Here is a 19,520-nt window from a genome sequence, read left to right as displayed (position 1 = left end):
AGCGACTTGCGATTTAGTCTTGATACAAGATATTGTGGACCGGTTTGAACGAACGTCTATGGTGTGGGGTTACCCCAAGATTTTGAAGGGCAGATTTGTGACACTTTGTCGGATAACCGGCGTTTGTTTCCCAACCATATCCCGGGAACTGTGTCGCGATCATTTTCATGACATTATCCCGCCACGTTTTGGCCACAATTGAGGCCGCCGCGATGGATGGTGATTTGCTGTCGCCCCTCACAATCGTCGTCGCCGGGCAGGGCAAATCGGGCGGCAGGCGGTTGCCGTCGATCAGCAGATGGTCCGGTTGATGGGGCAGCGCGGCCACGGCGCGGCGCATCGCAAGATAGGTCGCCTGCAGGATGTTGACCTGGTCAATCTCCTCGACTGTCGCCTCTCCGATACCGACCAGCGCCTGCTGGCGGATCAACAGCGTCATGGCTTCGCGCCGCTTGGGCGACACCTTCTTTGAATCGTTCAGCCCGTCAGGAAAGGCCTCGGGGTTCAGGATGACGGCGGCGGCCACCACGGGGCCCGCCAAAGGACCCCTGCCGACCTCGTCAACCCCTGCCACGCGCAGGCCCCGATCCCAGAAGGGCGACTCGTAATTCGTGTTCAATGCGATCATGGGACAGGTGAAACAGCAAACGCCGCCCGTGGGCAAGGGCCAGGCGCGCACAGGCGACGCCCCTGGCCGCAGCCCAGCCCCCTGCCCCGGACATGACAAAGGCGCCCCAAGGGGCGCCTTTGCTGTGGGTCTGTGCGGTGCGGCGTCGGGCCAGTCTTGCCGGGCAATCGGCCCGCCGCCGCCATCACACCTCGCAAAGCGAAGCGTGATTACATCATGCCGCCCATGCCGCCCATGCCGCCCATGTCGGGCATGCCGCCACCGGCGCCTTCCTTGGCGGGCTTGTCGGCAACCATGGCTTCGGTGGTGATCAGCAGACCAGCAACCGAGGACGCGTCTTCCAGTGCGGTACGCACAACCTTGGCCGGGTCAATGACGCCGAACTTGAACATGTCGCCATATTCATCGGTCTGGGCGTTGTAGCCGAACTTGGGGTCGGTCGACTCGCGGACCTTGCCTGCAACGACCGAACCGTCAACACCGGCGTTCTCGGCGATCTGGCGCATCGGAGCTTCGAGCGCGCGGCGCACGATGGCGATACCGGCGTTCTGATCCGAGTTGGCGCCCGTCAGACCTTCGAGAACCTTGGCAGCCTGCACCAGGGCAGTACCACCACCAACAACGATGCCTTCCTGAACGGCAGCGCGGGTTGCGTTCAGAGCGTCGTCGACGCGGTCCTTGCGCTCTTTGACTTCGATTTCGGTCATGCCGCCAACGCGGATGACAGCCACACCGCCGGCCAGTTTGGCGACGCGTTCCTGCAGCTTTTCACGATCGTAGTCGCTGGTGGTTTCTTCGATCTGGGTGCGGATCTGGGCCACACGTGCCTGGATCTCGGCCTTTTCACCGTGACCGTCGACGATGGTGGTTTCGTCCTTGGTGATGTTCACGGTCTTGGCGCTGCCCAGCATGTCCATGGTCACGGACTCGAGCTTCATGCCCAGATCTTCCGAGATCACCTGGCCGCCGGTCAGGATCGCGATGTCCTGCAGCATGGCCTTGCGGCGATCGCCAAAGCCCGGTGCCTTGACGGCAGCAATCTTCAGGCCGCCACGCAGCTTGTTGACCACGAGGGTCGCCAGCGCTTCGCCTTCGACGTCTTCCGCGATGATCAGCAGCGGCTTTTGCGACTGGATCACCTGCTCGAGCAGCGGAACCATCGGCTGAAGCGACGACAGTTTCTTTTCGTGCAGCAGGATCATGCAGTCATCCAGCTCGGCAATCATCTTGTCCGGGTTGGTGACGAAATAGGGCGACAGGTAGCCGCGGTCGAACTGCATGCCTTCGACGACTTCGGTCTCGGTCTCGAGGCCCTTGTTCTCTTCGACGGTGATCACGCCTTCGTTGCCGACTTTCTGCATGGCGTCAGCAATCTGCTGGCCAATCTCGGCTTCGCCGTTGGCGGAAATGGTGCCAACCTGGGCAACTTCTGCGCTGTCGGACACCGGGCGGGCCGCGTCCTTGATCGCCTGCACGACCTTCGAGGTCGCCAGATCGATGCCGCGCTTCAGGTCCATCGGGTTCAGACCGGCTGCAACCTGCTTGAGACCTTCCTTGACGATGGCCTGGGCCAGAACCGTCGCGGTGGTGGTGCCGTCACCGGCTTCGTCGTTGGTGCGGGAAGCAACTTCCTTCACCATCTGGGCGCCCATGTTCTCGAACTTGTCCTCAAGCTCGATCTCTTTGGCAACCGAAACGCCGTCCTTGGTGATGCGCGGTGCGCCAAAGGACTTGTCCAGGATCACGTTGCGGCCTTTGGGGCCAAGGGTGACCTTGACCGCGTCGGCAAGGATGTTCACGCCGCGCAGCATCTTGTTGCGGGCATCGGTATCGAATTTCACGTCTTTTGCGGACATATCGATCTCTCCTGTGAATGGGTTGGGTTAAGAAAGCGTCGGACCGGGTTTCCCCGCCGATCCTCAGGCGATGATGCCGAGGATGTCGCTTTCTTTCATGATCAGCAGCTCTTCGCCGTCGATCGTCACTTCGGTGCCGGACCACTTGCCGAACAGGACTTTGTCGCCCTGCTTGACGGCCATCGCGATCAGCTCGCCGCTGTCCTTGCGCGCGCCTTCACCACAAGCGACAATCTCGCCCTCGGCGGGCTTTTCCTTGGCGCTTTCGGGGATGATCAGACCACCCTTGGTCTTTTCGTCGCTCTCTACGCGGCGAACCAGCACACGGTCATGAAGCGGTTTAAATGCCATCTTCGAGTCTCCTTGCTCAAAGTTACGTCCCTTTGCCTCCTCGTTTCCGAGAGGCGTTATCACTCACCCTGGTCGAGTGCTAACGACGCATAGCTAGGCACCTGCCCGACCCGAGTCAACAGCCCAGTTGCCAAAAAAATTCATCGTCCGGCGGCCCGGCCCCGCGCCTTGGGCAAACAAGGCGCCCGCCCGGCTTGACGCGCCCGCCACAATGCCCCACCCCTTGCAGGGAAGGACCACACGCGTCCGCCATCCGGAACCCGACATGCCCGTACAACCCGCCTCGCCGATCCATTCGGCGCCCGCCCCTTCGCATCCCGACAACACGCGCGGGATCGTGCTGATGGCGCTTGGCTTTGCCTTCTTCGCCGCCGGGGACGTGCAGGCCAAACTGCTGACCGAAAGTTTCAACCCGCTGCAGATCACCTGGATGCGGATGACGGGGCTGTTCCTGGGGGTGATGATCATGCTGTCGTTTCGCGGGCTGCACCTGTTGCGGACCGTCAACCGCCCCGTGCAGATCCTGCGCGGCGTGGCGGCGGCGGGGTCGGCCTCGCTTTTCATCTTTGCCATCCAGCATGTGCCGCTGGCCGATGCGGTGGCGGTGTCCTTTGTCGCGCCCTTCGTCGTGACCGTCTTTGGCGCAATCCTGCTGCGCGAACCGGTCGGGCCACGGCGTTGGGTGGCGGTGGCCATCGGCTTTGGCGGCATGCTGATCGTGATCCGCCCGGGGCTGGGTGTGTTTCACCCGGCGATCCTGCTGGTGGTTCTGGCTGCCTCGCTGTTCGCCTCGCGGCAGATCCTGTCACGGATGCTGGCCGGGACCGATGGCGCCATGACGACCGTCGCCTATACCTCGATCACCGCGACCGGCCTGCTGACGCTGACCTTACCCTTTGTCTGGCAGACCCCGCAGGGCTGGCAGACCTGGGCGCTGATCTTCGGGCTGGCGGGCACCTCGGCAATCGGCGAAGTCCTTGTGATCCGGGCGCTGGACATCGCGCAGGCGGTGGTGCTGGCGCCGCTGCATTATTCGCTGATCCTGTGGGGCACCTTTTATGGATACATCGCCTTTGCGCAGCTGCCCGATGGCTGGACCCTGCTGGGCTGCGGCATCATCATGGCCTCGGGGCTGTATACGCTGCACCGCGAAAGGCTGGCCAACCGCAAGGCGCGCGGCTAGTCCAGCGGCGCGCTGAAGGCCCAGTCCTTCAGGCCCTGCCGCCCGGCCCGGGTCAGGCCATAGACCCCGGTTTCGACCTTTTCGAACCAGCCATAGTGGTTGTCGCGCATGATCGTCGTGGCATTGGCCACCTTGGTCGATTTTGCCACGATCGCCCCCTTTTCAGGCCCGGTGTTGGCCAGGTAGGCGGCGCAGGCCAGCGCGTCCTGCCGGTAGCCCGTGACGATCCCGTGGCGCGTTGCCCCGCCATCGTTGGGATCGCCGCGCAAGCGTTGGAATTCGCGCAGCAGCCGTTCCTGTTTCTTCTTGCTCTTGCGCGGGGCGTAGGGGCCGGGATCGCACTGCACCTCGACCGTGCCATCCTCGCGCACGGTGATAAAGCCCAGCCCGATCCGGCGGCACAGTGCCAGGTTGTCCTTCAGCGCGCGCCGCGCGGTTTTGCCCTTGGGCCTGGGCACGGCAACATAGACGTGGTCCGTCACCGTCAGCCGGGCAATCGCCTGGTGAAACAGCGACAGAGTGATGCGCAATTTCAACTCGATGATCAGCGGCGCCTCGTCTTTGCGCAGGGCAACCACATCGGCGGCGCCCACCTCGCCCTTGACCTCGTACCCCTGAGCCTCAAGGTAGGACTTGAGCGGTGCATAAAGATCGCTTTCCCGCTGCATGCTGTGCCGTGTTCCTTGTGCTACCCACGGGCGACAATGCCCAAACTGACCCGAAAGGCCAAGATGCTCCGTCTGATTGCCCCCCTCATCGCCCTGACCGTCCTTGCCGCGCCGGCCTTTGCCGCCTGTCAGGGCAACGACCTGCGCCCCGCGATGGACATGGACCAACAGGCCCGGCTGGCCGAGCGGCTTGACGGCCGCCCCTACAGCACGGGAAACCACTGGACCGCCGAAAAGGATGGCGAACGACTGCACCTGATCGGCACCGTCCACCTGCAGGACCCGCGCCTTGACGCCCCCGTGGCGCGGCTGACCCCGCTGATCGAAAGCGCGGCAATGGTTCTTGTGGAACTGACCACGCAGGGGCGCGACGCGCTGACCGCCAGCATGGCCCGCGAACCCGGGATCATGATCTTGCAGGACACGACCCTGCCCGAATTGATGACCGAGGATGACTGGCAGCTTTTGTCCAGCGCCGTTACGGCCCGGGGCGTGCCGCCCTTTGTCGCCGCGAAATTCCAGCCCTGGTACGTTTCGATGCTGCTGAGCATGCCGGCCTGCCTCGCGCAGGACCTGGCCACGCAACAGGGGCTGGATTTCCAGATCGAAACCCGGGCCGATGCCGCAGGCGTGCCCACGCGCGCGCTGGAAGACTTCGATGCTGCCATCAGGATCTTTGGCGAAATTCCGATCGAGGTTCAGATCACCATGCTGCGCGCCGCCCTGATCGCCCCCGAAGGGGCAGAGGACCTGCTGGAAACGCTGATGGCGGCCTATGCCGAGGAACGCCATGCCGAAAGCTGGCTGGTCACCACGTTGCTGGCCGCCGGCGCCGATGGCGTCTCTGACACCCAAAACGATGCGGCCGAGGCGGCCTTTGAACAACGGCTGCTGACGGAACGCAACATCGCCTGGATACCGGTGATCGAACAGGCCCTGGCCGATACCGACGGCCCGGTGATCGCCGCCTTTGGCGCCGCCCACCTGTCAGGCGAGAACGGCGTGCTCAACCTGCTTGCGCAAAAGGGCTACCGCCTGACGCGGCAGCCCTTCTAGGATCACGCCGCCAGGCCGCGCCCTTTCAGCAGCGCCTCGACCCCCGGCATCTTGCCACGGAACTGCATGTACAGATCCGCCGCCTCTTCGGAACCGCCGCGCGACAGGATGAACCGTTCCAGACGTTCGGCCATCGCCCGGTCAAAGGCCCCGCCCGCCTCTTCAAAGGCGGCAAAGGCGTCGGCGTCCATCACTTCGGACCACATGTAGCTGTAGTAGCCGCTGGAATAGCCGTCGCCGGCAAAGACATGGGCAAAGTGCGGCGTTGCGTGGCGCATGCCGATCGCCCGGGGCATTCCGATGCTCTCCAACACCTCGGCCTGTTTCTGCATCGGGTCAGCCGTGGCCGCGCCGATATGGAACTCCAGATCCACCAGCGCCGAGGCGACGTATTCCACCGTCTGGAACCCCATGTCAAAGGTCGCAGCCTTCAGCACCTTGTCCAGCAGTGCCTGCGGCATCGCCTCTGCGGTGTCGGCATGGGTGGCGAATTCGCTCAGAACCTCGGGCACCTCCAGCCAATGTTCGTACAGTTGGCTGGGCAGCTCGACGAAATCACGCGCCACCGAGGTGCCTGAGATCGACCCAAAGTCCACATCCGACAACATCTGGTGCAGCGCATGGCCGAATTCATGGAACAGCGTGCGCGCATCGTCATAGGACAGCAGCGCAGGCTTGCCCAAGGACGGTTTGGCAAAGTTGCACACATTCACCACGATGGGCGTTTCCAGCCGCGGCCGGCGCGCTTGCGACCGCATGGCCGAACACCAGGCCCCCGACCGTTTGGAGGCGCGGGCAAAGTAATCCCCGATGAACACCGCCAGGTGCGCGCCATCGCGCGTGACCTCCCAGGCGCGGCAATCGGCATGGTACAGCGGGACGTCCAGCGGCGTGAACTCCAGCCCGAACAGGCGCTGCGCACAGGCAAAGGCGGCTTCGATCATCCGATCCAGCTGCAGATAGGGCTTCAGCTCGGCCTCGTCCAGGTCATGCAGCGCCTTGCGCCGCCGTTCCGCGTAATAGCGCCAGTCCCAGGGCTCCAGCGGGCCGGCAATCCCGTCCGCCTGCAGCATCTTTTCCATCTCGGCCGCGTCCGCCATGGCGGCGGCCTTGGCAGGCCCCCAGACATCCATCAGCAACCCGCGCACCCGGTCCGGCGTACCGGCCATCTCGGTTTCCAGCTTGTAGTCCGCGAAATCACGATAGCCCAACAGGCGCGCACGCTCTTCGCGCAGCTTCAGCGTTTCGGCGGCAATCTCGCGGTTGTCCGTCTCGCCGCCATTGGCGCCGCGCGCGGTCCAGGCGCGCCAGGCCTTCTCGCGCAGCGCACGGTTCGGCGAAAACTGCAGGAACGGCACGATGATCGACCGCGAAAGGGTGACAACCGGCCCGGCCTTGCCCGCCGCCTCACCGGCCGAACGGGCGGCGTCGACGACAAAATCGGGCAGCCCCTCAAGATCCGTCTCATCCAGCTCCATCAACCAGTCGGCCTCGTCCTTGAGCAGGTTCTGCGTGAACTGCGTTCCCAGCACCGCAAGCCGCGACTTGACCTCGGCCATGCGCTCGGCCTGCGCCCCTTCCAGCGCCGCCCCCGCCCGGACAAAACCGCGATGGGTCAGCATCAGAACCCGCGCTTCCTGATCGTCCAACCCCAACGCCTCGCGCCCGTCCCACAGGGTGCGGACCCGCGCAAACAGGGCCTTGTTGGCATAGATCGCCGAACTGTGCGCCGCCAGCTTTGGGGAAAACGCCCGCTGCAAAGCCTGGCGCGCCGGATTGCTGTCCGCCCCCGCAACGTTGAAAAAGGTGCCCAGAACCTTGTCCAGCGCTCGTCCCGCCCCTTCCATCGCCTCGATGGTATTGGCAAAACTCGGCGCCTCTTCGTTGTTGGCGATCGCCTCGATCTCGGCCATGTGCTCGGCCAGCCCCACCTCAAGCGCGGGTGCGAAATCCTCGTCCGAAATCCGGTCGAACGGTGCCAGGCCGAAGGGCGTATCCCAATCGGCAAGAAGCGGGTTTGTCATGCAATTCTCCTGTCTGCTCATCCAAAGCTAGGCGCCCGGCGCCCCCGCTTCAATCACCGTCACCGCCCCATCCGACCTGCGGGGGACCAAAACCCCCCGAAAAACCCGGACATCGCGGTTTCTTTGTGCATCAAATATCCCCGCCGGAGGCTCCTGCCCCATCCGCGCGCGCCGCGGCCCGGCGGGCAGCGCGCCCTAGCCGCACACCGGGCAGTCCGCGCGGCGTTTCAGACCGATCTTGCGGGTCTCGCCCCACAGCGCATCGTAGATCAGCATCTGTGATCGCAGCACCTGCCCCGCCCCGGTGATCTGCTTGATCGCTTCCACCGCCATCATCGACCCGACAACCCCGGGCAAGGGCCCCAGCACGCCGGCCTCGGCGCAGGATGGCGCCAGGCCCGCCGCCGGTGCCTGCGGGAAAATGCACTGGTAACACGGCCCGCCCGCCTTGGCGTCAAAGACGCTGATCTGCCCTTCCCACTGGCTCAGCGCCCCCGAGATCAGCGGTTTGCCCTGCGCCACGGCCACCTTGTTGGCCAGGTAGCGGGTGTCGAAATTGTCGGTCCCGTCCAGCAGCAGATCATAGTCGGCCACCAGGTCCTCCGCGATCTGCTCGGTCAGCTTGCGGTGATAGGGGCGCAACTCGATATAGGGATTCAGGGCCTTCATCGCGGCTTCGGCGGAAAACACCTTGGGCATGCCGATGGTCGCGTCGCGGTGGATCACCTGGCGTTGCAGATTGCCGCTGTCGACCACGTCATCGTCGATCACGCCGATGCGCCCGACGCCCGCCGCCGCCAGGTACAGCAGCGCAGGCGATCCAAGCCCCCCCGCCCCGATCACCAGCACCTTTGCCTCTTTCAGCTTTTTCTGACCGGGGCCGCCCAATTCGCGCAGCACGATGTGCCGGGCATAGCGCTCCAGCTCGCCCTCGGCGAACAGCCCGGTTTTGGGCGCGGCCTCGCGCGCCTCTCGCTGGCTGGCTCGTGCTTTCAGCCGCTTGACCCCCACGGCGTAGAGCAGACCCAGCCCGGCCAGACCGCCCAGGATCAACCAGGGCGCGGCCGTGCCGCCCGTCGCCAGCCGCAGGGCATGCCCGCCCGGCAGGACAAGATGCAGCAGCACCACGCCTAGGTACAAGACCCCGATCATCGTCAGCCGGGCCCGCCTTGGCGCGCCCATCAGATAGCCTATCGCCCAAAGCGCGGCGGCCAGTGCCAGAACCAGTCCCATCAGTGCCTCCCGGTCGACCCAAAGCCACCGGCCCCGCGCGCCGTTTCCGGCAGGGCCTCGACGCTGCGAAATCCGGCCTGCACCACCGGCGCGACCACCATCTGAGCGATCCGGTCACCGTGGCTGATGGCAAAGGGTTCGGAGCCGGCATTCATCACGATCACCCCAAGCGGCCCGCGGTAGTCGGCGTCGATCGTGCCCGGCGCGTTGGGCAGGGTGATGCCATGCTTCAGCGCCAGGCCCGACCGCGGCCTGATCTGCACTTCGTACCCTTCCGGGATCGCCAGGCGCAGGCCGGTCGGCACCAGCGCGCGCGCGCCGGGGTCCAGCACCAGCCTTCCGCGATCGGCCAGGTTGGCGCGCAGGTCGGCCCCCGCCGCCATGGCGGTGGCATAAAACGGCAGCCCAAGCGACCGGTCCGCCCCGTCCTCCCACATGATCGCAATCTCGACCTGGCTCATGCTGCTTGTTCTTTCTGTTTGGGTCCAATGCCTGCGCCAGGCGGCGCAAGGTTCGTGTGGGGATCAGCCCAGGGTCTCGGCGATCCTTTGCGCCAGGCGGCGGGCGACCTCGGGTTTGGCCATGCGCGGCCAGTCCTCTGCGCCATCCTGGGAAATCAGCACGATCGCGTTTTCGGACCCGCCCATGATCCCTGTCGCCGGGCTGACGTCATTGGCAACGATCCAGTCACAGCCCTTGCGCTTGCGCTTGGCCGTGGCATTGGCCAGCACGTCATCGGTTTCGGCGGCGAAACCGACCACCAGCGCCGGGCGATTGTCCTTCAGCTGCGACACCTCGGCCAGGATATCCGGGTTTTCCGCGAATTCCAGCACCGGCAGCGCGCCCTTGTCCTTCTTGATCTTGCTGCCGCTTTCACGCGCCACGCGCCAGTCGGCGACGGCGGCGGCAAAGACCCCGGCATCGACCGGCAAGGCGCCCAGCACGGCCGCGCGCATTTCGCGGGCGGTTTCGACTTCGACCACTTCGACCCCTGCGGGGCGCGCCACTTCGGCCGGGCCGGTGACAAAGACCACATGCGCCCCAAGATCGCGCAGCGCCTCGGCGATCGCCGTGCCCTGCGCCCCCGAGGACCGGTTGGCGATATAGCGCACCGGGTCGATGGGTTCATGCGTGGGGCCCGAGGTGACAAGCACCCGCTTGCCCTGCAACGGCCCACCGGCAAGCGCCGTTTCCAGCGCCGCGACGATTTCCAGCGGTTCGGACATGCGCCCCGGCCCGTATTCGCCGCAGGCCATGTCGCCGCTGTTGGGGCCGATCACCCGGACCCCGTCGCCCTGCAGAACCGCAAGGTTGCGCTGGGTCGCGGGATGGTCCCACATCCGCACGTTCATTGCCGGGGCGATCATCACCGGCGTATCGGTCGCCATCAAAAGCGTCGTGGCCAGGTCGTTGGCATGGCCCCCGGCCATTTTGGCCATCAGGTCCGCCGTGGCCGGGGCCACCAGCACCATGTCCGCCACGCGGCTTAGCTGGATATGGCCCATCTCGGCCTCTTTGGTCAGGTCGAACAGGTCCTGGTGCACCTCTTCGCCCGCCAGCGCCGACAGGCTGAGCGGAGTGACGAATTGCGTCGCCGCGCGGGTCATCACCGGGGTGACCATTGCGCCGCGTTCACGCAGCCTGCGGATCAGGTCGAGGCATTTGTAGGCGGCGATCCCGCCCCCGACGATCAACAAAATGCGTTTGCCGGTCAGCATGTCGCGCTCCCAGATGGACAAGTCTGCCAAGTGTTAGGGCGTCACGCGGGGAAACTCAATTGCCGCGCTGCTCAAGAAACGCCTTGCAGGGATCTTCGCGCTGGATCGGCGCGCTCAGCTCGGTGACGTCAAAGACACCGTCCGGCGCGCCGACATCGGTTTCACCCTGCCCCAGCGCCACCACCCGAACCCCGGGCGCGGCAAGCGCCAGCGCCGCAGGCGCGCCCCAGTCCTTTCGGGCATGGCCGTTGCCCGTGATCACCGCCACCGGGCCGCCGGTCTGTTCAAAGGCCTGCAGCGCCGCCTCGGCCAGCCTGGCGTCGCGCAGGCGCTGGATCGACACCATCAGCGGCAGCATTTCCTTGGGAAGGGCATCGCAATGGGCGGCCATTTGCAGCGCTTCGCGTGTCGCCTGCTGGTCCTCTGACAAGGGTTCCGTCAGGCCGAAATCCGCTGCGGCCGGGCCGAACACCTGTGCCACGTCCTGCTCCATGACCTCGCGCGCCGCCTCGCGCGGGACCGCCGCGCCGACGATCATGGCGCCCGGCGCGGATGTGAAGATCGGGTGATACCAGGAAAAATCCGGCCATCCGCTTTGCTGCCATTGCAGGGCATCGCCCAGCGCCTTGGCGTCGCTCAGGATGTCCGGGGTGGCCTTGGAGGCCTGCTCTGGCGTCAACATCTCGAAAACAAGGGCCTTGGGTGCCAGCTCTGCCACCAACTGGGCCTGCCGCGCGTGATGCGCCGGATTGTCGTGCTGTTCGCCCAGGAACACGATGTCAGCGCTCAGGTCCAATGCCTGCGCCCCGGCCGACAGGGCCGAGGCGAGACAGAAAAGGACGGCCAGAAAAGGTTTCATGCGAGAAAGTGTTGCACTTCGCCGGACTGCGCTTCAAGCGATTTGCGCATTTTCACAAAGGCCGCCGCCTCGAGCTGGCGCACGCGCTCTTTCGACAGTCCCAACTCTTCTCCCAGGCTTTCCAGGGTCCGCGGCTCGTCGCGCAGCTTGCGTTCGCGCACGATGAACCGTTCGCGATCGTTCAGCGCATTCATCGCCTTGATCAACCAGTCTCGCAGCTGTTCGCGGTCATGGCTGTTTTCGACCAGCTCTTCGGCCTGCGCACTGTCGTCTTCCAGCGTGTCGATCCATTCGCGGCCCTCGTCCTCGACCGACTGGGTTGCGTTCAGCGAAAAGTCGGACCCTGACAGGCGCCCTTCCATCATCTCGACATCCCGCAGCGGCACGCCGATTTCCTTTGAAATCATTTCCCGCAGCTGGTGGCGATCCAGTGTCTCGCCCGCCGCCGATGCCTCACGCTCCAGCCGCGATTGCACCCGACGCATGTTGAAGAACAGCGACTTTTGAGACGACGTGGACCCTGTGCGCACCATCGACCAGTTGCGCATCACGTAGTCCTGAATGCTGGCCTTGATCCACCACACCGCATAGGTCGAAAAACGCACGCCGCGATCGGGGTCGAATTTGTCCGCGGCCTTCATCAGGCCCAGCCCGGCCTCCTGGATCAGGTCATTCATCGGCGCGCCATAGCGGCGGAACTTGGACGCCATCGAAATCGCCAACCGCATGTAGGCCGTGATCAGCCGGTGAAGGGCCTGTTCATCGCGGTGGTCGCGCCATGCATAGGCCAGCTCCCGCTCGGTTTCCGCGTCCAGAAGCTCGGCCTTCATGGCCCGGCGGGATAGCGTCTGGTCGTTCAGTCCATCAAGTGCCATGGTTGCCCCCTTGAGGTCTTCCCTGCTGTTGTCGCCTGTCGGCTCTCGTGTTTGATCAGTGTACGCAGCGCAGGCCGAACCGGATCACTTTTCGCGCAAACCAGATGCGCCAATGACCCCCGGGGCACCCATCAGCATCGGTGATGCAAGGCGCGCAATTTTGAATTTCCCTGCCCGCAAAGGCGGCCCTATCGTGGTCAACGCAGCAAACAGGAAAGGGTTCCATGGCTTACGCTCTCTTTATCGGTGATTATTCTTATTCCAGCTGGTCCTTGCGCGGCTGGCTGCTGTTCCGTCGCTTTGGCATCGACGCCGACATCCACAACGTCGATTTTCAGGACAAGGACGTGGCCCAGCAGATGGCGCGCCATGCTCCGGCCCGGACTGTGCCGACACTTGTGATGGACGACGCGGTGGTCTGGGACAGCCTGGCCATTGCCGAGGAGCTTGCCTCGCGCCACCCCGAGGCCGGTCTTTGGCCTGCCGATCCTGGCCTGCGCGCCCTGGCCCGCAGCCTGGCCGCCGAAATGCATTCGGGCTTTGGTGCCTTGCGCAATGAATGCCCGATGAACCTGCGCACGGCCTATGCCGATTTCACCCCGTCGGATGCGACCAAGGCCGATATCGCCCGGATCGAGGAGCTTTGGGCCCATGCGCAAAAGCGGTCAGACGGGCCCTGGCTGTGCGGGGACTACAGCGCAGCCGATGCCTTTTATGCCCCGGTTGCCGCGCGGATCGCGGGTTATGGCATTGCCGTTTCGGCCCCTGCTCAGGCCTATGTCGATCAGCATCTGAACGACCCGGCCTTCCGCCGCTGGCGCGCCATGGGCTTTGCCAAGGGGGCGACACTACCCTGGTATGCCCGCGACCATGCGCAGAAACCCTGGCCCGGCCCCGCGCCCATCCCGGCCGAGGCCACCGACACAGGCACCCCCGAAAACCAGACCTGCCCCTATTCCGGCGATCCGGTCACGCATCTGATGCGGATGCAGGGCCGCACCTTTGGGTTCTGCAACGCCTTTTGCCGCGACAAGACCGTCGCCGACCCCGAGGCATGGCCCGCCTTCATGCAATTGCTGGAGGCATGAAACCCTGCCCCCACCCGGGTGCGCGGCGCGCCCGGGTGGGGGTACCGTGCCACTCCGGCGTTTTCTGCCGCGACGAACGGGGCTATGCCTGCCCAAAGCAAGGATTCGACAACAAGACCCGGAAAGCCGCAGCCATGACCACCAGCACGCCCAAACCAGACCAGGCCATCGGTTTCTTTGAACGCTACCTGTCGGTCTGGATCGCCCTCGCCATGCTGGCGGGGATGGGGATCGGGAGCGTGGCGCCGGGCCTGGTCAAGGCCGTGGCCGCGGCCGAGGTTGCCTCGATCAACCTTGTGGTTGCGGTGCTGATCTGGGCCATGGTCTATCCGATGATGGTCGGCGTGGATTTCCGCGCTGTCGCGGGGGTTGCCCGGCAACCCAAGGGGCTGATCGTCACGCTGGTGGTGAACTGGCTGATCAAGCCCTTTACCATGGCGCTGCTTGCGGTGCTGTTCTTCGAGCATGTCTTTGCCCCCTGGATCGCCCCCGAGGACGCGGCGCAATACATTGCCGGGCTGATCCTTCTGGGGGCGGCGCCCTGTACGGCCATGGTCTTTGTCTGGTCGCAACTGACGCGCGGCGATGCCACCTATACGCTGGTCCAGGTCTCGGTGAACGATCTGATCATGGTCGTCGCCTTTGCCCCCATCGTCGCCTTTCTACTGGGCGTCACCGACATCGTCGTGCCATGGGAAACGCTGGTTCTGGCGACAGTGCTTTATGTCGTGCTGCCGCTGATCGCCGGGCTGATCACCCGGCGCATGCTGGGGTCGAAAACCGCGATCGAGGCCTTTTCCGCACGGGTCAAACCGCTGTCGGTCATCGGCCTGATCGCCACGGTGATGATCCTGTTCGGCCTTCAGGGCGAAGTGATCCTGGAGCGCCCGATGGTGATCGCCCTGATCGCCGTTCCGATCCTGATCCAAAGCTACGGCATCTTTGCCCTGGCCTATGGCGCGGCCTGGGCCCTGAAGGTGCCCCACCGCATCGCCGCCCCCTGCGCCATGATCGGGACATCGAACTTTTTCGAACTGGCCGTGGCCGTCGCGATCAGCCTGTTCGGCCTGCATTCAGGCGCGGCGCTGGCCACAGTCGTCGGCGTGCTGGTCGAAGTGCCGGTGATGCTGTCGCTGGTCGCCTTTGCCAACCGCACGCGCGCTCGCTTTGCGACATAAACGCCGCGCCCTGCATCCCCGCCGCCCAAACAGGGCGGCGTTAACACTTCTCTAACCATGCTTGCCGCAGTCTCACCCCGTTAACCAATTTCGAAAGTTCGGGGAATGGTCGCGCACGCCTATACAGTCGCCTTCGAAGGGGTCGAGGCCCGCCCGGTCGAAGTGCAATGCGCCATCACGCCCGGCCTGCCGGCCTTTTCCATCGTCGGCCTGCCCGACAAGGCCGTGTCCGAAGCGCGCGACAGGGTGCGCACCGCGCTGTCGTCGATGGCCATCGCCCTGCCGTCGAAACGCATCACGATCAACCTGTCGCCCGCCGACCTGCCAAAAGAGGGGTCGCATTTCGACCTGCCCATCGCGCTTGGCCTTTTGGCCGCACTGGACGTCATCCCGCGCGACGCCGTGGCGCAGACCGTGGCGCTGGGGGAATTATCGCTCGATGGCTCGCTTGTGCCGGTGATCGGAGCCTTGCCGGCCGCCATGGCCGCGGCGCAGGACGACCGGTCGCTCTTGTGCCCGCGCGCCTCGGGGGCCGAGGCGGCCTGGGTCGCCGCCTGCAATGTCATCGGGGCAAGCACGCTGCTGGACGTGGTCCAGCATTTCACCGGCAAGGCGGTGTTGGACCCGGCCACCCCCGGCGAGGTCGACATGGGCAACAGCACCCGCGACCTGCGCGACGTCAAGGGCCAGGAACGCGCCAAACGCGCGATGGAAATCGCCGCGGCGGGGCGTCACCACATGTTGCTTGTGGGCACGCCCGGGTCGGGCAAATCCATGCTGGCCAAGCGTTCGCCCGGCATCCTGCCGCCCCTGTCCCCCGTCGAGGCACTGGAAACCTCGATGATCCATTCGCTGGCAGGTTTGCTGGACGAAGGCGGCATTTCCCGCGCCCGCCCGTTTCGCGAACCGCATCACACGGCCTCGATGGCGGCCATCGTGGGCGGCGGGCGCAATGCCAAACCCGGAGAGATCAGCCTGGCCCACAACGGCGTGCTGTTCCTGGACGAATTCCCCGAATTCGCCCGCGCAACGCTGGAAACCCTGCGCCAGCCAATCGAAACCGGCGAGGTGATGATCGCCCGGGCCAATGCCCATATCCGCTATCCCAGCCGCTTCATGCTGATGGCGGCGGCCAACCCCTGCAAATGCGGCTACCTGTCAGACCCTGCGCGCGCCTGTTCCCGCGCCCCGATCTGCGGCGAAGACTACCTTGGCCGCATTTCCGGCCCCCTGATGGACCGGTTCGATTTACGGATCGAGGTGCCTCCGGTCGGGTTTTCCGATCTCGACCTGCCGCCGTCCGGGGATACATCGGCAACCGTGGCGGCCCGCGTCGCCGCCGCGCGCGCCATCCAGGACGTGCGCTTTGCCGGCGCCCCGGGGATGCGCACCAATGCCGACGCCGAAGGCCAGCACCTGGAAGAGATCGCCACGCTGGACAGCGAAACCCGCGATTTGATGAACAAGGCAGCCGAGCGGTTCGGCCTGTCGGCGCGCGGCTATCACAGGGTGTTGCGCGTCGCCCGGACCATCGCCGATCTGGATGGCGCAAAGGCCATCCAACGCCCCCACCTGGCCGAGGCGCTAAGCTATCGGCTCGTGTCCTCGAAAGAGACCTGAACAAACCGCGCGATGCGCCGCAGGCTGTCCCGCGCCTCGGGTATCCAGCCGTCAAACAGGTGCCAGACGTGCGGCGCATCTTCTTGTGCCTCGACGTCGACCTCGGCGCCCTGCGCCTGCAAGTGCTTTTCCATGCGCAATGTGTCGTCGCGCAGAACTTCGGACATCGAATAATGCAGCAAGACGGGCGGACAGCCCGGGAAATCCGCAAACAAGGGGGATGCACGCGGGTCATCCGCATCCGCGCCCTGCAGATAGTATTCACGCAACTCTTCGATCCGGCCGACGGGCAACATCGCATCACGTTTGGCGTTTTCCGAAAGGCTGGCGCCGGACAGGGTCAGATCGGTCCAGGGCGACATGGCAAAGATTGCGCGCGGCGGCTCGCCCCGGGCGCAAAGCTGCGCCAAAAGCGCCAAGGCCAGACCGCCGCCAGCCGAATCGCCACCAAGCACGATGTCGCCGGGCGCATACCCCATGGCCTGCAGTTGGTCCCAAGCGGCCAAGGCATCGTCGTGCGCGCCGGGAAAGGGCGTATCAGGGGCCAAGCGATACTGCGGGGCGCACACCTCGATACCGGACAGGCGGGCGATGCGCGCGATCATGCCCTCGTGTGTCGAGGGGCTGCCGGCAATATAGCCACCGCCATGAAAATACAGGATCACCCGCCCCGCCTGGGCCGGGCCCGACCCGATCCAGTGCAGATCCCCGGGGCGCACGAAATGCCGGGTCAAGGGCGTCGGGCGAAAGCTCCAGCGCGCGCCCGCGTCCAGGCGCCGCCGCGCGGTCGCCACGTCGGGCAAGCGCGCCAAGGTGCGCTTTGCCACCAGCCGAAGCTGCACGTTCAGCAGCCTCAGCTGCCAGCTCATGTCAGCTTGGCCTCGATCGCCTGCCAGATCTTTTCGGCGACGTTGATGCCGTCAAACCGCTCCAGTTCCTGAATGCCGGTGGGCGAAGTCACGTTGATCTCGGTCAGGTAGTTGCCGATCACGTCGATGCCCACGAACACCTGCCCCCGATCGCGCAGGGTGGGTCCGATGGCGGCGCAGATCTCGCGGTCGCGGGCGGTCAGGTCGATTTTTTCCGGGCGCCCGCCCACGTGCATGTTCGAGCGGACCTCGCCTGCTGCGGGCACGCGGTTGATCGCGCCGACCGGTTCGCCGTCGACAAGGATCACGCGTTTGTCACCCGCCGTCACGTCCGGCAGGTATTTCTGCGCGATCAGCGGTTCGCGCGAAAAACCGGTGAACAATTCGTGCAGCGACGACAGGTTCTTGTCGTTGGCATCCAGCCGGAACACCCCGGCGCCGCCATTGCCGTAAAGCGGTTTGAGGATGATATCGCCGTGCTTGGCCTTGAATTCGCGGATGGTCTGCAGATCGCGCGCGATGGTGGTCGGCGGCGTCAGGTCGGGGAAATCCAGAACCAGCAGTTTTTCCGGGAAATTGCGCACCCAGAACGGGTCGTTCACCACCAGCGCCTGCCCTTTGAGCCGGTCCAGAAGGTGGGTCGATGTGATGTAATGCATGTCAAAGGGCGGGTCCTGGCGCAGCCAGACCACGTCCATCTCGGCAAGGTCGACCTTGACCTCGTCGCCCAGAATGGCGGGTGTCCCGGCGACGCGCTGAACGGTCATCCAGTGCCCGCGCGCGGTGATGCGCCCCTCTTCATAGGCCAGGTGGTCCGGGCCGTAGTAAAACAGCTCGTGCCCGCGGTTCTGCGCCTCTTCGGCCAGGCGAAAGGAACTGTCGGCGTTGATATTGACCCCTGTGATCGGGTCCATCTGAAAGGCGATTTTCATGGGCAGTCTCCGGTTGCCTTGCATAGATGGCGCAACCGGCGCGCAGGTTCAATGCCGCTCAGAACTGACCAAAGGCATTCTCGATGACCCGAATATCGCCGCGCCCGTCCACCAGGGCCACATCAAAGCGCACGTCGGTCAGCGCGCCAAGGGGCTGAGAGCCCAGAAATTCCTCGGCCGCGGTCTGCAATCGGAGCATCTGCCGCGGGCTGACATGGGACGCGGCGCGGTCGAAAGAGCGGCTTTGCTTGACCTCGACAAAGACAAAACCCGCGCCATCCTGCGCGATCAGGTCGATCTCACCGCCCTTGCCGCGCCAGCGGCGGTGCACGATGGGGTATCCGCGCCCCTCGTAGTCACGCGCGATGTTTTCCTCGGCGGCATGGCCGGCAAAGTGGCTGGTTTGCCCGCGCGATTGCCGGTTCCTTGGGTCGCGCGCCACCCCTTGCGGTGTTGCCATCAGGCATCCCCCTGCTCCGATTCCATCTGCATGGCCAGCTGATACACCGCACGTCGTTTCACCCCCAGCCGGGCCGAGACATAGTCCGCCGCATCACGCACCGACATGGTTTCCAGCGCCTTGCGCACCTCGGACTCTAGGTCGGTTTCGCTAACAGAGTCTGAATCGCCCTTGCCGATCAGCACGACGATTTCGCCGCGCGCCTGCGCGTCCGAATAGTGATCGGCCAGTTCGGTCAGGGTACCGCGCCGGACCTCTTCGAATTTCTTGGTCAACTCGCGGCAGACGGCGGCGGGGCGTTCGGCGCCCAGCACCTCGGCCGCGTCGCGCAGCATGGCGCCCAGCCGTTTGGGGGATTCGTAGGTTACCAGCGTGGCCGGAACGCCGCGCAATTCGGTCAGCGCCTTCTTGCGCGCCCCCGAAGCATTGGGCAGGAATCCGGCAAACAGAAACCGGTCGGTCGGCAATCCGGCCAGGGTCAGCGCCGTCACGACCGCCGAGGGCCCCGGCGCACTGGTTGCCGGATACCCGGCCAATTGTGCGGCGCGCATCAGATCAAAGCCGGGATCGGAAATCATCGGCGTGCCCGCCTCGGAGGCATAGGCCACCGATTGCCCTGCCTCCAGCGCCGCGATGATCCGGTCGCGCACCTTTGCACTGCTGTGATCATGGTAGGAAACCAGCGGGCGATCGCCCAAAGCGACCCCGTGGATGTCCAACAATCGCCGAAGGCTGCGCGTGTCCTCGGCGGTCAGCACATCGGCGTCCCGCAAAATGTCCAGCGTTCTCAGGGTGATATCGCGTGCATTCCCGATGGGCGTCGCGACAAGATACAACCCCGGCGTCAAAGCGCCTTTTTTCCCCTCAATCGTCACTGGACCCCTCACATGGCTTGGTTATATTCGCACGCAATCTCGCACGG

19 protein-coding genes are annotated in these 19,520 nt (G+C 65.0%); 5 read left to right on the top strand and 14 right to left on the bottom strand.

Translation table 11 applies throughout. The features are described from left to right. Positions 1-13 precede the first annotated feature (13 nt). The 3 genes from QF118_RS07540 to QF118_RS07530 form a co-directional block, all read right to left on the bottom strand. Complete coding sequence (locus QF118_RS07540; protein ID WP_282302011.1) at positions 14-628, bottom strand: ribonuclease HII; 615 nt, start codon at positions 626-628, stop codon at positions 14-16. A gap of 209 nt (positions 629-837) precedes the next feature. Further along, entirely contained in the window at positions 838-2,484 is a 1,647-nt protein-coding gene (gene groL, locus QF118_RS07535; RefSeq protein ID WP_282302010.1) for a chaperonin GroEL, read from the bottom strand. 63 nt (positions 2,485-2,547) lie between these two features. Beyond that, entirely contained in the window at positions 2,548-2,835 is a 288-nt protein-coding gene (locus QF118_RS07530) for a co-chaperone GroES (RefSeq protein ID WP_282302009.1), read from the bottom strand. A 265-nt stretch (positions 2,836-3,100) separates the two neighbouring features. On the opposite strand from QF118_RS07530, the gene QF118_RS07525 reads away from it, so the two are divergent. Next, positions 3,101-4,018 carry a DMT family transporter gene (locus QF118_RS07525; protein ID WP_282302008.1) on the top strand — a complete coding sequence of 306 codons (918 nt, stop codon included), beginning with the start codon at positions 3,101-3,103 and terminating at the stop codon, positions 4,016-4,018. Here the strand turns inward: QF118_RS07525 and QF118_RS07520 are convergent. Continuing rightward, positions 4,015-4,686 carry a DUF2161 domain-containing phosphodiesterase gene (locus tag QF118_RS07520; protein ID WP_282302007.1) on the bottom strand — a complete coding sequence of 224 codons (672 nt, stop codon included), beginning with the start codon at positions 4,684-4,686 and terminating at the stop codon, positions 4,015-4,017. The genes QF118_RS07525 and QF118_RS07520 overlap by 4 nt on opposite strands. Before the next feature lie 63 nt (positions 4,687-4,749). On the opposite strand from QF118_RS07520, the gene QF118_RS07515 reads away from it, so the two are divergent. Further along, a complete protein-coding gene (locus QF118_RS07515; protein WP_282302006.1) occupies positions 4,750-5,742 on the top strand; it encodes a TraB/GumN family protein in 993 nt (330 codons plus the stop codon). Positions 5,743-5,744: 2 nt separating this feature from the next. Here the strand turns inward: QF118_RS07515 and QF118_RS07510 are convergent, their stop codons facing one another. From QF118_RS07510 to QF118_RS07485, 6 genes are all read right to left on the bottom strand, one after another. Further along, the gene (locus QF118_RS07510) at positions 5,745-7,766 is read right to left on the bottom strand and encodes a M3 family metallopeptidase (RefSeq protein ID WP_282302005.1); all 2,022 of its coding nucleotides are present in this window, start codon (positions 7,764-7,766) and stop codon (positions 5,745-5,747) included. A 195-nt stretch (positions 7,767-7,961) separates the two neighbouring features. Continuing rightward, entirely contained in the window at positions 7,962-8,999 is a 1,038-nt protein-coding gene (locus tag QF118_RS07505) for a HesA/MoeB/ThiF family protein (protein WP_282302004.1), read from the bottom strand. Next, positions 8,999-9,460: a dUTP diphosphatase gene (gene dut, locus QF118_RS07500; protein ID WP_282302003.1), complete on the bottom strand. Its 462-nt coding sequence runs from the start codon at positions 9,458-9,460 to the stop codon at positions 8,999-9,001. The genes QF118_RS07505 and dut overlap by 1 nt, the downstream gene beginning before the upstream one ends. Positions 9,461-9,523: 63 nt before the next feature. After that, positions 9,524-10,717: a bifunctional phosphopantothenoylcysteine decarboxylase/phosphopantothenate--cysteine ligase CoaBC gene (coaBC, locus tag QF118_RS07495; RefSeq protein ID WP_282302430.1), complete on the bottom strand. Its 1,194-nt coding sequence runs from the start codon at positions 10,715-10,717 to the stop codon at positions 9,524-9,526. A gap of 55 nt (positions 10,718-10,772) precedes the next feature. Further along, positions 10,773-11,576, bottom strand: coding sequence for a ChaN family lipoprotein (locus QF118_RS07490; RefSeq protein ID WP_282302002.1), 804 nt, complete (start codon positions 11,574-11,576; stop codon positions 10,773-10,775). Further along, complete coding sequence (locus tag QF118_RS07485) at positions 11,573-12,451, bottom strand: RNA polymerase factor sigma-32 (RefSeq protein WP_282302001.1); 879 nt, start codon at positions 12,449-12,451, stop codon at positions 11,573-11,575. Before QF118_RS07485 ends, QF118_RS07490 begins: the two co-directional genes overlap by 4 nt. 224 nt (positions 12,452-12,675) lie before the next feature. Here QF118_RS07485 and QF118_RS07480 point away from each other — a divergent pair, with 224 nt between their 5' ends. The 3 genes from QF118_RS07480 to QF118_RS07470 all read left to right on the top strand — a co-directional run bounded on the left by QF118_RS07480 (position 12,676) and on the right by QF118_RS07470 (position 16,337). Continuing rightward, a complete protein-coding gene (locus QF118_RS07480) occupies positions 12,676-13,539 on the top strand; it encodes a glutathione S-transferase (RefSeq protein ID WP_282302000.1) in 864 nt (287 codons plus the stop codon). 134 nt (positions 13,540-13,673) lie between these two features. Next, positions 13,674-14,717 carry an ACR3 family arsenite efflux transporter gene (arsB, locus tag QF118_RS07475; RefSeq protein WP_282301999.1) on the top strand — a complete coding sequence of 348 codons (1,044 nt, stop codon included), beginning with the start codon at positions 13,674-13,676 and terminating at the stop codon, positions 14,715-14,717. A 105-nt stretch (positions 14,718-14,822) separates the two neighbouring features. Continuing rightward, positions 14,823-16,337 carry a YifB family Mg chelatase-like AAA ATPase gene (locus tag QF118_RS07470; RefSeq protein ID WP_282301998.1) on the top strand — a complete coding sequence of 505 codons (1,515 nt, stop codon included), beginning with the start codon at positions 14,823-14,825 and terminating at the stop codon, positions 16,335-16,337. Here the strand turns inward: QF118_RS07470 and QF118_RS07465 are convergent. The 4 genes from QF118_RS07465 to rsmI are packed head-to-tail and all read right to left on the bottom strand — an operon-like array spanning position 16,307 to position 19,446. Next, positions 16,307-17,206, bottom strand: coding sequence for an alpha/beta hydrolase (locus QF118_RS07465; RefSeq protein ID WP_282301997.1), 900 nt, complete (start codon positions 17,204-17,206; stop codon positions 16,307-16,309). The genes QF118_RS07470 and QF118_RS07465 overlap by 31 nt on opposite strands. Beyond that, positions 17,203-18,138 carry a glutathione synthase gene (gene gshB / locus QF118_RS07460; RefSeq protein WP_282301996.1) on the bottom strand — a complete coding sequence of 312 codons (936 nt, stop codon included), beginning with the start codon at positions 18,136-18,138 and terminating at the stop codon, positions 17,203-17,205. The genes QF118_RS07465 and gshB overlap by 4 nt, the downstream gene beginning before the upstream one ends. A gap of 58 nt (positions 18,139-18,196) precedes the next feature. Beyond that, positions 18,197-18,598, bottom strand: coding sequence for a YraN family protein (locus QF118_RS07455; RefSeq protein ID WP_282301995.1), 402 nt, complete (start codon positions 18,596-18,598; stop codon positions 18,197-18,199). Then, positions 18,598-19,446: a 16S rRNA (cytidine(1402)-2'-O)-methyltransferase gene (rsmI, locus tag QF118_RS07450; protein ID WP_282301994.1), complete on the bottom strand. Its 849-nt coding sequence runs from the start codon at positions 19,444-19,446 to the stop codon at positions 18,598-18,600. The genes QF118_RS07455 and rsmI overlap by 1 nt, the downstream gene beginning before the upstream one ends. Between the last annotated feature and the right edge of the window lie 74 nt (positions 19,447-19,520).

This window comes from Tropicibacter oceani (genome assembly GCF_029958925.1).
Lineage (GTDB): Bacteria > Pseudomonadota > Alphaproteobacteria > Rhodobacterales > Rhodobacteraceae > Pacificoceanicola > Pacificoceanicola oceani.
The sequence above is the reverse complement of the archived record's forward strand: the minus strand, read 5'-3'. Positions and strand labels throughout refer to the sequence as shown.